17 protein-coding genes are annotated in these 12,977 nt (G+C 57.3%); 2 read left to right on the plus strand and 15 right to left on the minus strand.

The window, feature by feature from the left end:
• Positions 1–10 precede the first annotated feature (10 nt).
• Positions 11–508, plus strand: a complete 498-nt coding sequence (locus AC5S16_RS10715; RefSeq protein ID WP_493930050.1) for a GAF domain-containing protein — start codon at positions 11–13, stop codon at positions 506–508.
• Here AC5S16_RS10715 and AC5S16_RS10720 read toward each other — a convergent pair.
• From AC5S16_RS10720 to AC5S16_RS10780, 13 genes are all read right to left on the minus strand, one after another.
• Positions 481–840 carry a CHY zinc finger protein gene (locus AC5S16_RS10720; RefSeq protein WP_493930051.1) on the minus strand — a complete coding sequence of 120 codons (360 nt, stop codon included), beginning with the start codon at positions 838–840 and terminating at the stop codon, positions 481–483. The two genes, AC5S16_RS10715 and AC5S16_RS10720, sit on opposite strands and share 28 nt — an antisense overlap.
• A 46-nt stretch (positions 841–886) precedes the next feature.
• Complete coding sequence (locus AC5S16_RS10725) at positions 887–1,936, minus strand: Asd/ArgC dimerization domain-containing protein (RefSeq protein WP_493930052.1); 1,050 nt, start codon at positions 1,934–1,936, stop codon at positions 887–889.
• The gene (gene pssA / locus AC5S16_RS10730; protein ID WP_493930053.1) at positions 1,937–2,764 is read right to left on the minus strand and encodes a CDP-diacylglycerol--serine O-phosphatidyltransferase; all 828 of its coding nucleotides are present in this window, start codon (positions 2,762–2,764) and stop codon (positions 1,937–1,939) included.
• The gene (locus AC5S16_RS10735) at positions 2,764–3,432 is read right to left on the minus strand and encodes a phosphatidylserine decarboxylase family protein (protein ID WP_493930054.1); all 669 of its coding nucleotides are present in this window, start codon (positions 3,430–3,432) and stop codon (positions 2,764–2,766) included. The genes pssA and AC5S16_RS10735 overlap by 1 nt, the downstream gene beginning before the upstream one ends.
• Before the next feature lie 113 nt (positions 3,433–3,545).
• The gene (locus AC5S16_RS10740; protein ID WP_493930055.1) at positions 3,546–3,761 is read right to left on the minus strand and encodes a DUF465 domain-containing protein; all 216 of its coding nucleotides are present in this window, start codon (positions 3,759–3,761) and stop codon (positions 3,546–3,548) included.
• A 70-nt stretch (positions 3,762–3,831) separates the two neighbouring features.
• Positions 3,832–4,311, minus strand: a complete 480-nt coding sequence (rimI, locus tag AC5S16_RS10745) for a ribosomal protein S18-alanine N-acetyltransferase (RefSeq protein ID WP_493930056.1) — start codon at positions 4,309–4,311, stop codon at positions 3,832–3,834.
• On the minus strand, positions 4,308–4,940 hold the full coding sequence (gene tsaB, locus AC5S16_RS10750) for a tRNA (adenosine(37)-N6)-threonylcarbamoyltransferase complex dimerization subunit type 1 TsaB (RefSeq protein ID WP_493930057.1): 633 nt from the start codon (positions 4,938–4,940) through the stop codon (positions 4,308–4,310). The genes rimI and tsaB overlap by 4 nt, the downstream gene beginning before the upstream one ends.
• Entirely contained in the window at positions 4,941–5,348 is a 408-nt protein-coding gene (mce, locus tag AC5S16_RS10755) for a methylmalonyl-CoA epimerase (protein ID WP_493930058.1), read from the minus strand. It abuts the gene before it with no gap.
• Entirely contained in the window at positions 5,345–6,259 is a 915-nt protein-coding gene (meaB, locus tag AC5S16_RS10760) for a methylmalonyl Co-A mutase-associated GTPase MeaB (protein ID WP_493930059.1), read from the minus strand. The genes mce and meaB overlap by 4 nt, the downstream gene beginning before the upstream one ends.
• Before the next feature lie 67 nt (positions 6,260–6,326).
• A complete protein-coding gene (locus tag AC5S16_RS10765) occupies positions 6,327–6,770 on the minus strand; it encodes a type II toxin-antitoxin system VapC family toxin (protein ID WP_493930060.1) in 444 nt (147 codons plus the stop codon).
• Entirely contained in the window at positions 6,767–7,024 is a 258-nt protein-coding gene (locus AC5S16_RS10770; protein WP_493930061.1) for a YajG family lipoprotein, read from the minus strand. Before AC5S16_RS10770 ends, AC5S16_RS10765 begins: the two co-directional genes overlap by 4 nt.
• A 37-nt stretch (positions 7,025–7,061) precedes the next feature.
• Positions 7,062–8,255 (minus strand): acyl-CoA dehydrogenase, encoded by a 1,194-nt coding sequence (locus AC5S16_RS10775; protein ID WP_493930062.1) that lies wholly within the window; start codon positions 8,253–8,255, stop codon positions 7,062–7,064.
• 207 nt (positions 8,256–8,462) lie between these two features.
• Entirely contained in the window at positions 8,463–9,086 is a 624-nt protein-coding gene (locus AC5S16_RS10780) for an HAD family hydrolase (RefSeq protein ID WP_493930063.1), read from the minus strand.
• Between the two features lie 140 nt (positions 9,087–9,226).
• Between AC5S16_RS10780 and AC5S16_RS10785 the strand changes: the two genes are divergently transcribed.
• Positions 9,227–10,435 (plus strand): SGNH/GDSL hydrolase family protein, encoded by a 1,209-nt coding sequence (locus tag AC5S16_RS10785; protein ID WP_493930064.1) that lies wholly within the window; start codon positions 9,227–9,229, stop codon positions 10,433–10,435.
• 180 nt (positions 10,436–10,615) lie between these two features.
• Here AC5S16_RS10785 and AC5S16_RS10790 read toward each other — a convergent pair whose 3' ends face one another.
• Both AC5S16_RS10790 and AC5S16_RS10795 read right to left on the minus strand, forming a co-directional pair.
• Positions 10,616–12,376, minus strand: coding sequence for a M56 family metallopeptidase (locus tag AC5S16_RS10790; RefSeq protein WP_493930065.1), 1,761 nt, complete (start codon positions 12,374–12,376; stop codon positions 10,616–10,618).
• Positions 12,376–12,786 carry a BlaI/MecI/CopY family transcriptional regulator gene (locus tag AC5S16_RS10795; protein WP_493930066.1) on the minus strand — a complete coding sequence of 137 codons (411 nt, stop codon included), beginning with the start codon at positions 12,784–12,786 and terminating at the stop codon, positions 12,376–12,378. Before AC5S16_RS10795 ends, AC5S16_RS10790 begins: the two co-directional genes overlap by 1 nt.
• Between the last annotated feature and the right edge of the window lie 191 nt (positions 12,787–12,977).

Genomic DNA, 12,977 nt, shown 5'->3' on the forward strand with positions numbered 1-12,977 from the left:
GAATAGAGGAATGTCCGAGAAAATCTTTGCCCGGATTCTTTCCGAAATAAGTACGTTTGCGGAATCTGCAAACGAGCTCGCTGTTTTGCAGCGATTCATCGTCGAGATCATTCCGCAGCAACTGCCTCACTACAATTGGACGGGCTTCTACATGCTCGACCCTGACGATCCGGAGATGCTTGTTCTTGGGCCATTTCGCGGAGCGCCAACCGAGCACGTGCGCATTCCTGTTAGTCAGGGAATCTGTGGAGCAGCCGTTGCGCAAAACGACACGGTGATCGTGGATGACGTCAACTCCGATCCACGCTACCTGGCCTGCTCGCTGGAAACAAAATCCGAGATCGTCGTTCCGATACGAGTCAGTGGCGCGGTTGCAGGCGAGATCGACATCGACAGTCATGACCTCGCAGCCTTCTCCATCGGGGACAGGAAATTCCTCGAACAGTGCGCCGCGATTGTAGGCGGCTTTATCGAGCGGACTCAAATGGTCGCTTCAGACTCAAAGTAGAAGTGATAATGATTCCTGCAGCCAGGATTGAAAGCAGCCCCGCAATGCGGACACTGGTAGCCGCTATCCAGATATTCGCGGATTGCCAGTTCGTGCCCACACGCTCCACATAAGATTGCGCGGATATCCCACGCTGAACGTGGCCAGACTTGAATCTCATGACCGGCCAGGGCTTCATGGCAATCCTTGCAGGCATAGTACACGCCGCAGCAAGCCATCCTGATAGCAATAATGTCGAGTGCCGAGTGGTAATGTGCGCAGCGCGTTTTCGTGTCTACTTCCACGCCTCGAACGTCTGGGCTCAGCAGTTTCACATATTCATCTAAGCACATCGCTCGGAATTGTTCAGTATTGGCCGGATTACAGTGAATATGACAGCTACTGAACCTTGCCCTGCGGCCGCAGACGCCGTAGTTCCTGCGCGCAGGCAATCGCGTTGAGCGCGGCAAACTTCAGGTTGTCCGCAGCGACCCACAGCCAGAAGCGCGTGGTGGCGAGCTCGCTGCCATCAGACGTACGGATGCGCACCAGAATATCGTTCTGTCCCGCAGAGTTGAGGTTGCTTGGCGCCTCATCTGCATCGCCAAGGACAACCTCGACGTGCTCGCCATTCAGCGCAGCCTCCAGGTGCTCAACCGTTACCGGCTCGTCGAGCTCGATGGCGAGCGAGATGCCATAACCATGAAAAACAGGCGCATGCAGAAGCTGGATTGCAGCGTCAGGCAGGTGGCCTTCTGAGAGAAGCCCATAGTGCCTGCGAATGCGGGACTCGCTGGCCGCAAGGCAGATCTTGGGCGACTCACCCAGTGCCGAAACTACGTTGAAGGCAACCTGAATGTCGTACATTTCTTTGGGCAGCGCCTGGAAGCTGAGCAGGCTCACCGTCTGCTGATGCAGCTCGTCGAGCGCGGCACGGCCATACTCCGACGCAGGCTCAAGCACAGTAGCCGATGCCGATTTCACCGCAGCCACAGTCAGCGTGCGCTGCAGAAGCAGGGCCAGTATCACAGCCGCCGGATGCGCTGGCGAAACCGCAGGCGTCTTCAGGTCAGGGACAGTCTTCGACTCCTGTATCTGGGGCGATTCCTGCACCCAGGGCGCGCGCACCAGAACTCCCGGCTCGCTTTCGAGCGCATAACTCATATCGATGATGCTCGCTCCCGCGCGCTGCGCGTTCTGCCAGTGCTTGCGCGTGACTTCTTCCGGCCCGACAAAAAAGACGAAGTCCATGCCGTCGAAGGATCCAGGCTCGATGCGCTGGATGAAGGTGACCTCGTCTCCGACAGACTCAAGCTGTCCGAGCACGGAGTCGTCGTCCATCAGCACGAAATCCGCCGAGCTGAACGCCGAGTCGTTCAGAGCTTCATTCAGTTCCTTGCCGCGCAGGGAGGCTGCTCCCACGATTGCGATCTTGTATATATCTGCCATTTAACCCGTTTTCGTCGTTGAAGGAAGAAGCCTGCGAGCGCGCTGCCAGGAATAGGCCACTCGGGCAAGAATACCGGAAAACATGTACATCAGCGCCATCACTATCAGCACGTACTGTGAAAAAAAGACGAGCGCATAAATGATCAGCGCGATGAACACCATCCACTGAAAAGGATGACGGTTGGCAAGATTGATTTCCTTGCCGCTCCAGAAGCGCCAGGTGCTGACCATAAGAAAACCAATGAGCCCCACCAGCGCCATCCAGATCGCCGCAACCCAGTAGATAGAAATTGGGATGCCATGAAAGAAGTGGATGACAGATGCAATGATTCCGGCTGCCGCAGGAATTGGCATACCGACAAAATATTTTCTCCCCGGGCGGCCCGGGTTCTTCGGCACCGGATTAACGCTGATGTTGAAACGCGCCAGGCGGCTGGCTCCGCAGATGAGAAAAAGAAAGCAGACGAATGCGCCGAACTGGATGATCTTCTGTCGCATTGCCAGGTCATCCCCCGCGGGAAGCATGCGGAAGCCCCAGGTAAACGCAAGAACGCTGGGAGCTACGCCGAAGGTAATCACGTCGGCCAGCGAATCGAGCTCTTTGCCGAACTCGCTGGTGGTGTTGGTCATGCGCGCAATGCGGCCATCGAGCGCGTCAAAGGGAATGGCAAAGCCGATGGCCAGGGCCGCATAGTCGAAGTGGTGCGGCTCCTGCGCTGATCCCTGCAGGCTTTGCATGATGGCGAAGTATCCCGCGGCAATATTGCCTGCCGTAAACAGCGATGGCAGCACATACATTCCGCGCCGGCGGGGAGCGCCTCTCGCCATCAAACCAGTGTCTCCACTTCAAGCTCCGCCAGCATAGGCTCGGCAATCAGATCAGGAATCTGCGCAAGAATGGTCGCTCCACCCTTCACGCGGTCGCCCTGCTTCACGCGCAGCACCGCATGGCCGGGCAGCAGAACATCCACGCGCGAGCCGAACTTGATCATGCCGATGCGCTCGCCGCGCTCAAGATAGTCTCCGGCCTTGGGGTTGAAGACAATGCGGCGCGCCAGCAGGCCGGCAATCTGCTTGAAAGCCACTTCATGGCCGTCTTCGCTTTCGACAACAACAAGATTCTGCTCGTTCTTCTCCGCGCTCAGAGGGTCGAGCGCGTTGCGGAATTCGCCTTTTGTATAGCGCACCTCGCGCAATGTGCCGCCGATCGGCGAGCGATTCACATGCACATCAAAGACGCTCAAAAAGATGCTCAGGCGCAGGCGCTCGCCCGTAGGAGTAATGACATGCTCGATGGATGTCAGCTTTCCGTCAGCAGGAGAAACCACCAGCCCGTCGCCCTGAGGGATGGCGCGTTGCGGGTCACGGAAGAACCAGAGAAAGAATGCCGCCAGCAACAGAGGCAACAGTGTCCACGCCCATCCGCCTGTAAGCAGATAGACCACAACAGCAACTGCAAGCAACGCAAACCCGTAGTAATAACCGTCACGAACCATCAGAGATGATTCTCTCATTATAAAGAGGTATTTACGCGCACATTGATATGGGGACAGGGAACCACCCTTCGCCTCACTGCCGGCGAGCGAGGCGCGCCCGGGCCATGGCCGAGTCAGGCCACGTGATGCAGCAGGCCGCTGCGGACACGGACGATCTGATCTTTGACTGACAGTTTGAGTTTCTTTAGCCGGACTTCTTCGATTTGTTCTTCGGTGGAAAGATAGGGTTTCTGGAGCAGGTCTTCCAGTTTCTCCGAATAGTGGCGGTGCTGCTCTTCCAGTTGACGAATTGCATCACTATTCGGCGAACCGTATGTTTCTATATCCATTGTGGACACCTCCGTACTTCTCTAAGACGTACCAAGCTAGCACCGGGGTGGCTCGGTTGCAATCGAGTTTTCAGGGAAGTTTTCCACCGGGCATGAGGGCCATTTCCATCAGCACAGCGTCCTCATCCGGAGCCTGATAGTAGCCGTGCCGCAGTCCTTCCCGAAACATTCCAAGTCGCTCATAAAGTCCGATTGCTCTGTAGTTTGACACGCGGACTTCAAGCTCCAGACGAGAGGCTCCGGCAGATCGCGCCCAGGTTACTAACGATTGGATCAGGGCTATTCCAATCCCCTGCTTGCGTGCTTCTTCCACAACTGCAATCGATTCGAGCTCGCAGGTTCCCGCAACCAGCTTTCCCACGGCGAAACCCAGCAGACGACCTTCTGATTCCGCAACAAAACCAGCGCGGCGTGGACTTGCTTCCGGGTCCGAGGCAAGGCAGCGCTCGTAGTCCACGCGGCTCCAGTGCGGAGCTTCAGGGATTCTGCGTTCCAGCTCAAGTAGTGTGTCCAGGTCGCGTTCTTCCAGAAACCTCACGTGATACTTCATGCCTTGAGCGCGCTCATCTTGACCTCGGCATCGGCGCGCCGCAGATAGTTTCCATCAAGCAGCACCGGATCGTCGAAGTCGCGCGCCACAATCCGCGGCAGCGCAAATTGAAGAGCGTCAGATGCTGTGGGAGGTGCGGTCATTTTCGCTTGAGGAAACGCGAGCGTGGCCTTTTCTTCGCAGACAGCAAGCTCGCGCTCGGAGCAGACGGCGCGTATTTCCTCAACAGAACACAACGCCTCTCGCTCTGCCTCTCGATAGTCGCCGAAGTAGAACTCTCCCCGGCCTGCATCGAGCGCGGCATACTGCAGCTGCGCCTTCCACGCGAGCACGGCAAGGCGCGAGACAGCCACAACGGGAATATTCAGAACCTCGACCAGTCCTTTGGCTGTGCTTACTCCAACGCGAACGCCGGTAAAACTCCCTGGGCCATTAACGATGACAATCGCTTCCAGCTGCTGCAGGCCGGCGTCGTGTAAATCGAGCAGTTCGCGAATGCGCGGCGTCAGCATGGCGGAATACGTCTTGCCGGCGAGCTCCGCTTCTCCAGCGACACTCACCTGTCCGGCCTCGAGCCGAGCCAGTGCAAGAGTTCCTGTGCTTCCGCAGGTATCAATGGCTAAGAGCATCTATACGTCCGAGATGGAATCCTGGCAGATTTCCACGAGCACTCCGCCTGCGCTCGAAGGATGCACAAAGAAATAAAGATGCCCTCCGGCGCCGATCTGCAGCTCATCAGAGATAAGCCGCACTCCTTTTGCCTTCAGCTCTTCGAGCGTTCCCGATATGTCATCCACATGCAGCGCCACGTGATGCAGCCCCTCGCCGCGCTTGGCGAGAAATTTCCCTATCGGCGAATCCTCCTCGGTCGGCTCAAGCAGCTCGATGCGGCTCTCGTCTGCAGGAATCATGGCAACGCGCACCTTCTCGTGCTCTATGGTCTCTTCCTGAACCACGTGCAGCCCCAGCGACTCATAAAACCCGCGCGCCGCGGCAATGCTCTTTACCGCGATTCCAAGATGATCGATCTTCGTCATAAAGCTGCCTTCGCTCTCCGTGCGATCCATTCAGGAACGAGCTTGTAGGGGTCTTCTTCTCTGCGCGCAACACGCTCGGCATGCATCTCAAGCTGTGCGTCGTCGATTCCCTGCTCATGCAGCTGCCGCATAAGATCGTGAATCATCATCTGTGTCAGGCGTTCACGCCAGTACTTCGCGCGGCGTGCTTCGAGATTGCCGTCTGTACCAAGCCATTCTTTCATCTGATCGATCGCTTCGACCAGCCTGCCGATTCCCTCGCCTGTCGTCGCCACCGTCTTCACCACTGAGGGTACCCAGCTCTCATGCCGGATAGCGAGCGACTGCATCGCCCGTATTTCTTTCTCCACGCGCTCTGCGCCATCGCGGTCCGCCTTGTTGATGACGAAGATGTCGGCAATTTCCATGATGCCGGCCTTGAGGCTCTGCACATCATCGCCCATTCCCGGCACAAGAACAACCAGCGTGATATCGGCCAGGCGCACGATGTCGATCTCATCCTGCCCGACACCGACCGTCTCGATCAGGATCACATCCTTGCCGCTGGCTTCGATGACAGAGGCAACATCGGCCGTTGTCCGCGCCAACCCGCCGAGCGAACCGCGCGTGGCCATACTGCGCACGTAAAGGCCGGAATCACGCAGATTCTCCTGCATGCGGATGCGGTCGCCAAGAATCGCGCCGCCGGTAAACGGACTCGTGGGATCGACAGCGATCACGCCAGCCGTTACGCCAATACTGCGGTAGTGCTTCGCCAGCCGGTCGACCAGCGTGCTCTTGCCCGCGCCTGGAGCTCCGGTGACTCCGATGCGCAAGGCGCGTCCGCTGTATGGAAAGCAGGCAGACAAAACTTCAGAAGCCAGCGGCGAATCGTTCTCTACGAGAGAAATCGCTCGGGCAAGAGCGCGCATATCTCCAGCACGCAGACGATCGACTAAATCCAAAACTTCTGCGCTGGATTCGCCCATTGCATTCAACTTAGCGCCTGAACTCTCTTCCAAGAGGATTGCGCCAGCGCAGCCCCGGAAACCTGGCGAAATCACGATCATAGGAATAAAGTTCCGCGTTATGCTCTATCGCAAGCGCAGCCAGGTGAGCATCTGATGTCAGGTTCCCGGCTGTGCCACATTGCTCAAGCAGATCACGCAGAATCGGCAAGTGGCGTGGGCCCGGTTCGATCAGAGATACCGAAGGGTGTTCCATCCACTTCTCTATAAGATCAAATGCTTCACTCACCCCAAGAGGCTGATGTACGAGACCCGGCAGGGTTGCAAGCCGCACAAATGCGAGCAGGACATTCCACGCCAGACCTATGCCTTCTCCCTTTGAAAGAGCGGACTCCCACCAGTTCTTTGCTGCTTTGTGGTGCACAGCCTGTGAATTGACGGAATAAAGCAGAAGGTTTACGTCGACAAATGTCACTTGTCCTGGGCCATCTTTCTTATCGTTGCTTCATCCTCGAGGGCAAACGCCATGCTCAACGCCTTGTCCCAGTTCGCACCCATTGGGCCCATGCGATAAGTCCGTTGCCGGAAGCGTTTCGTTTTTACAGGTTTTTCCTTCAATCCGATCCGGATTGCGTCATTCACCACCTGCTTGAACGTCAGGTTACCCTTTTTGACTGCAGTCTTAAGCAGTCGCTCGACATCAGGATCAAGCGTGATCGTGGTTCTCATGGAAGCATCATAGCATCAGCAGATGATGCTTTGATGCCTACCCGCGCGACGGCATCACCTTCAGAATCTCGCGCGCAATCACCATGCGCTGGATCTCGCTGGTACCTTCGCCAATGGTGCACAGCTTCACGTCGCGGTAGTACTTCTCCGCCGGGTAGTCCTTGATGAATCCGTAGCCGCCATGCAGCTGCACTGCCTGATCGCAGATGCGCACCGCTACTTCGCTCGCATAGAGCTTTGCCATCGAAGACTCACGCGTCACCCGCTGCCCCGCGTCCTTCAATACCGCTGAGCGCAGCGTCAGAAGCCGCGCGGCATCGAGCTCCGTCGCCATGTCGGCCAGCTTCCACTGCACTCCCTGGAACTCGGCGATGGCCTTGCCGAACTGCCGCCGCTCTTTCACATAGTGCAGGCTCGCTTCGAGAGCGCCGCGGGCAATGCCCAGTGAGAGGGCGGCAATCGAGATGCGTCCGCCATCGAGCACGCGCATCGAATCCACAAAGCCCTCGCCCAGCTTGCCGAGCAGGTTCTCTGCCGGAATCTCGCAGTCCTCAAAGATCAGCTCCGATGTATCGCTCGCGCGCAACCCGAGCTTGTTCTCTTTCTTTCCCGGACGAAATCCCGGCGCGCCTTTTTCGACGACGAAAGCCGAGAGCCCATGCGTGCCCTGGCTCTTGTCCGTCACCGCAATCACGACGGCAACATCGGCATAATGCCCATTCGTGATGAAGGTTTTGTTGCCGTTAAGCACCCACTTGTCGCCTTTGAGGACTGCTGTCGTCTTCGCACCCGCAGCATCGGAACCCGAGTTCGGCTCAGTAAGCCCCCACGCTCCCAGCCACTCTCCGCTCGCAAGCTTCGGAACATACTTACGGCGCTGCTCTTCGCTTCCAGCAAGAAAGATGTGGTTTGTGCAGAGTGAATTATGCGCGGCAACAATAATTCCGATGGACCCGTCGACTGCGGAAAGCTCCTCGATCGCAGTGACGTAATCGACATAGCCCAGCCCCGAACCGCCATATTCTGTGGGAAAGATCACGCCCATCAGCCCCATCTGGCCAAGCTGTTTGACGATATCGGCAGGAAACTCGCTGGCCTCGTCCCAGCGCATCACGTTGGGCGCAATTTCGCGCAGGGCAAACTCGCGAATCTCCTTGCGCAGCTGCCGCTGCTCATCAGTCAGGTTGAAGGGATAAGTGGATGGTTCCTCAAGAACGGTTTCAGGACACATGGATGACTCCGGTGCAAATCAAAATATCAAACGAGCGAAAACCTGTGATCGTAGCACTTTTGGCAGAGGTTTGTCGCCACCCTGAAGTTGTCATCCTGATCCCTGAATAAGATTCATACCCGCGCCATGAAATCAAGCGACCAACGGGAGCGGAGCAGAAGTCTATGCAATCAATTCAAGCAAGAATGGCGCCGGAGGTGCGTTCGCCTAGCCTGCCCTGAGTGAAGCGAAGGGGCCAGTCCCTCGTTCCTTCGGGTGGGGCACCTTCACAGAAGCCATTCCCGCCGCAGTCGCCGCCTGAATGCCCATGTCCGTATCTTCAAAAACAAGGCAATTCTCCGGCGCAATTCCCAGCCGCTCGGCAGCCATCAGAAACCCTTCAGGGTGAGGCTTGCTGTTTTTATAGTCTCCGGCGCAGACCAGCGTCTCGAATTTGCTCAGCAAGCCAAGAACCTCCAGCGAGCGTGTCACCGAGTGCCGAGTGCTTCCGGAAACAACGGCAAATGGAAGCTGCCCATGCGATGACTCGATGTGCTCGAGCACCTCAGGCACTGCCTTGAGATCCGGCAGAAGCTCATAATACAGAGCCTCTTTCTGCTGCGTCAGCGCTTCCACCGGCATGCTCAGTCCCTGGCGATGATTGAGCGTCGAGATGATCTCAGCAACCGGCATCCCGCCCCACGCATAGAACAGCTCTTCTTCGAACTCGCAATTCCATTCGCCAAGAATCTGCTTCCAGGCAACGTAGTGCAGCGGCATGGAATCGACAATGGTGCCGTCGCAATCAAACAGATAGGCCTTGAACTCGCCTTCGGGCAGCTTTAATTTCATCAGCAGTCAGTTTCCTTCTCTCCTTATTCTATTTGAGACAGTGCCCGCCTGGCGTTTCGGCAAACGGGACGCTAAGCCCATAAAAACAATTCCTGCATTTATGCTGGAACCTTGCTTCACTTTTTCTGGAAAGGACCACAATGCGAAGGACCACCCTTGTCTCTGCACTCATCGCTCTCTCAAGCTTCACGGCACTCGCACAAACTTCAGAAAACTGGGTTGGAACCTGGGCCGCCTCGCCGGTTATGCAGGCGGTCAATCCCGGCCAGATCGCTCCCGGAAACTCCACTTATCGCAACATCGTCCACATCAGCCTTGGCGGAAGTTCCATCCGCGTACAGTTAACCAATGAATTCGGCACCGACCCTCTCACCATCGGCGCGGCACACGTCGCCGTCAGCGCCGGCGGAGGCGCGGTGCAATCCGGGACCGACCACGCGCTCACCTTTAATGGAAAACCATCGGCCATCATTCCTCCGGGAGCATTCATCCTGAGCGATCCTGTTTCCATACAGGCTGCGCCGCTCTCCGATCTTGCCGTCAGCGTGTATCTGCCCGAGCAGCACGTCAGAAACATGAGCTGCCATTCCTTCGCCGACGCCACCAACTACATCTTGAAAGGCGATGCCACAGCCGCTCCTGCCGCGGAAAATGCCAATCCGGTTTACTCGTGGTGCTTCGTAAAAGGAATTGATGTCAGCACCAGAGCATCCGATCACGCAGCATCCATTGTTGCCTTCGGCGACTCCATCACCGACGGAGCGGCTTCCCAGCGCGACGCCAATCACCGCTGGCCTGACGTGCTCGCCGCGCGCCTGCAGGCCGACAAGCGCACCGCACACCTTGGCGTGCTGGATCAGGGCATCGGAGGCAATCGCGTTCTGCATGACGGAACCGGCCCGAGCGCTCTCGCCCGCTTCGACCGCGACGTAATCGCGCAGAGCGGCGTCAAGTACCTCATCATCCTTGAAGGCATCAACGACATCGGCCGGCTTAAGCGGCCTGAGATTCCCGCCGACATGATCACCGCCGATGACCTCATCTTCGGACTCACGCAGCTGGTTACGCGCGCACATCAGCACGGCATCAAGGTCTTCGGCGCAACGCTCACTCCTTATATGGGAGCGGGCTACTCAGGACCGGAAGGCGAGCAGGTTCGCCAGACCTACAACCACTTCATCAGGACCAGCAGCATCTTCGACGGCGTAGTCGACTTCGACAAGACCACGCAGGACCCCGCGCATAACGACATGTTCAATCCCGCCTATGATTCCGGAGACCACCTGCACCCGAAAGATGCAGGATACAAAGCCATGGGCGAAGCCATCGACTTGTCGCTGTTTCACTAAACAGAATGCTTCCGCCAGTTCTGCATATATATTGTCATCCTGAGCGAAGCGAAGGACCTGCTGTTCGCGTCGGTAGCCGCATGAATGGGTGCCCCAGGTTCGCGTAGCTAACCTGGGAGGGACCTGTCCAAAGTACGGGATGCTCCATTCAAGCCTTCCATTGGTTTGAATGGAGTAGTCCTACTCGACTGGCTTCGCCTTTCCCTGCTGCAGAGCGCCATCAATCAAGGCCTTCATCTTTTGATCAGCCTCCCTGGAAAGCGCCGCCTGCTGCCTGCCTAATTCGGCTTGCTGCGCCCCGAGCTTTGCCTGCTGCTCACCAAGCTTTGCCTGTTGCGCGCCAAACTCCGCCTGCTTGCTTCCCAGCCTGCCCTGTAAATCACCCAGGCGGCCTTGCAGGTCTGCCAGTTTTCCTTGAAACGCGGCAATATCTTCCTGTTTTATTTCCGACTGCTGCTTCAGCCGTTGCAGGGTTGCTTCAAGGCTCGCCATCTCTTTGGAAACATCGGGCATCTGTGTTGATACTGTGGCCTGCTGTTGGCCAAGGCGCCCCTGCTCTTCTCCAAGACGTCCTTGCTGCTCACCAAGCTCTCCCTGCCTGCGCCCCAATTCCTCTACAGGCCGGAAATAGTCTTTCGCCTGCTTCACCAGCGCGGAGTCCTCGATCACATACGACTTCCCATCCCGTGCAAACCAGATAAAGTCTCCATGGATTTTCTTTCTCACTTGATCCACCGTATTGCGTGAATCCCACGAGCTTTTGATATTCGTCGAATCCCCACTCACTACTGCATAGGAATCCTGCACATCGCTTCCGATATAAGCATAGGATGTGCTGTGCCCTGAATCCCCTGTCGTCGACTGCTCCTGCGCACGACTCAGGAAATTGGCAGCGTGCCCCAGAACCCGCACCGGAATCGAAGCCGATACCGGAACCGCAGCCATAGAAGGCATATTTAATGGAAATACGGGCAGCTTCATTGCATCCGCAGTTTGCACGCGTACCAGGGTCACGGCAGCAACCAGTGCAGCCGGAACCAGCACGGCGGCAGATGCCAGATGCCACCTGCACGTCGTAAACGCGCTGCGAAACTTCTGCTCCGTCAGCAGCCGGTCGACACGGCGGCGGATATTGCTCACGCGCGCCATCGCCACTCCGGCCATTGTGCGTCTGGGCATTGCAGCGAATTCCACCAGCAGCTCAGCGTAGTGAGTGCGGTCTGCCTCTTCCGATTCGCGCAGCGCGGCGCGGTCGCTGATGGCTTCTCCTAAATCAGAAAGCTCCTTCTTCAGCCACCACCCCAGCGGACTGAACCAGAAGATCGCGGTATACAAACCTGCCGCAAGCTGCAGGTAAAAATCCGCCTGTCGCACATGCGAGCGCTCATGCGCGAGCACCACGCGCAGCTTGCGACGGTCCCAGCCTTCGTAGGACGCAGGCAGCAGAATCGTCGAGCCGATCGTCACCGGCGTCTCAACATCAGAGCTGATGCGCACCGATGCCCGCGGCTCGACGAGAACAGAGGCGGATTCAGCGCGGCGCCACAGGCGGGCGCTCAGCAGCAATCCGATTGCAATCCTCAGCAGCAGAATTCCGGCAATCAGCAGATAAGCCGGCGCCACAAAATCTCTCCACTGCATGACGGGCTGCTTTTGCACCGCAGGCAGCGATGCCATGGCAGGAAGCAGCGTGATGTTGTTGGCCACTCTCGGAGACGTAGCCTCATCGACAAAGTGCCTGATCGGCACCACCACCGCCGCTTTTGGTTGCCACAATTGCCAGCGCATCACCAGCGGCATGGCAATGGCCGCAACGAGCACCAGTATCCATGCTGTTTTCTGCGCGACCACGCTTCTCACGCGCAGCGTTTTGATCCCGGCCCACACCACCATGGCCATCATCAGAGAACGAAGGGCCGACTCCAACACCCAGGCTGTCATCACTTCCTTCCTTTCTTCGCCGCAGCAATCCTTTCGGCGAGCCGCTGCAGCTCTTTCTTGTCGAGAACGTTCGAATCCACCATGCCCACCAGCAGCGCTTCCACTGACCCGTCGCAGAACCAGTCAATGATGCGCTTCACCGCGCGCCCGGCGACCACCTGTTTTGCTTCTGCCGGACTGTAAAGATACGTCCGGCCTTCTACTTTGTGCGTCAGGTAGCCTTTCTCTTCGAGACGCCGCAGCACCGTGCGCACGGTCGAGTCCTTCAGCGGACGTGCCAGTTCTTCGCGCACCTGCTCGGCGCTCACGCCTCCGTTTTTTGCTCCATGCCGCCAGACCAGCTGCAGGGTGCTGCGTTCAAGCTCCCCAAGCTCGGCGGGATCGTGACTCAGTGTAGTGTTACGCTGCATAATGCTACGAACAGTAACAGACAAATCTGGCGAAAGGCAATACAAATTTCCATCCCTTCAAAAAATGTTTTAGATTTCTATGGCTGGACCGCTTTACCAGGCCCTTGCCTTTGTCCTTCTCCAGCGATAGCTTGAGTGGGTAGTCCCTTCGCCAACTGGATCTTCCCTGACCAACGCTTTCTCAAAGGAGA

The sequence above is a fragment of the Acidobacterium sp. FHG110202_01 genome, from assembly GCF_059115305.1.

Coding starts and splice junctions, on each gene's coding strand:
- AC5S16_RS10715 (WP_493930050.1), top strand. CDS start 11: ATGTCCGAGAAAATCTTTGCCCGGATTCTTTCCGAAATAAGTACGTTT.
- AC5S16_RS10720 (WP_493930051.1), bottom strand. CDS start 840: ATGTGCTTAGATGAATATGTGAAACTGCTGAGCCCAGACGTTCGAGGC.
- AC5S16_RS10725 (WP_493930052.1), bottom strand. CDS start 1,936: ATGGCAGATATATACAAGATCGCAATCGTGGGAGCAGCCTCCCTGCGC.
- pssA (WP_493930053.1), bottom strand. CDS start 2,764: ATGGCGAGAGGCGCTCCCCGCCGGCGCGGAATGTATGTGCTGCCATCG.
- AC5S16_RS10735 (WP_493930054.1), bottom strand. CDS start 3,432: ATGGTTCGTGACGGTTATTACTACGGGTTTGCGTTGCTTGCAGTTGCT.
- AC5S16_RS10740 (WP_493930055.1), bottom strand. CDS start 3,761: ATGGATATAGAAACATACGGTTCGCCGAATAGTGATGCAATTCGTCAA.
- rimI (WP_493930056.1), bottom strand. CDS start 4,311: ATGAAGTATCACGTGAGGTTTCTGGAAGAACGCGACCTGGACACACTA.
- tsaB (WP_493930057.1), bottom strand. CDS start 4,940: ATGCTCTTAGCCATTGATACCTGCGGAAGCACAGGAACTCTTGCACTG.
- mce (WP_493930058.1), bottom strand. CDS start 5,348: ATGACGAAGATCGATCATCTTGGAATCGCGGTAAAGAGCATTGCCGCG.
- meaB (WP_493930059.1), bottom strand. CDS start 6,259: ATGCGCGCTCTTGCCCGAGCGATTTCTCTCGTAGAGAACGATTCGCCG.
- AC5S16_RS10770 (WP_493930061.1), bottom strand. CDS start 7,024: ATGAGAACCACGATCACGCTTGATCCTGATGTCGAGCGACTGCTTAAG.
- AC5S16_RS10775 (WP_493930062.1), bottom strand. CDS start 8,255: ATGTGTCCTGAAACCGTTCTTGAGGAACCATCCACTTATCCCTTCAAC.
- AC5S16_RS10780 (WP_493930063.1), bottom strand. CDS start 9,086: ATGAAATTAAAGCTGCCCGAAGGCGAGTTCAAGGCCTATCTGTTTGAT.
- AC5S16_RS10785 (WP_493930064.1), top strand. CDS start 9,227: ATGCGAAGGACCACCCTTGTCTCTGCACTCATCGCTCTCTCAAGCTTC.
- AC5S16_RS10790 (WP_493930065.1), bottom strand. CDS start 12,376: ATGACAGCCTGGGTGTTGGAGTCGGCCCTTCGTTCTCTGATGATGGCC.
- AC5S16_RS10795 (WP_493930066.1), bottom strand. CDS start 12,786: ATGCAGCGTAACACTACACTGAGTCACGATCCCGCCGAGCTTGGGGAG.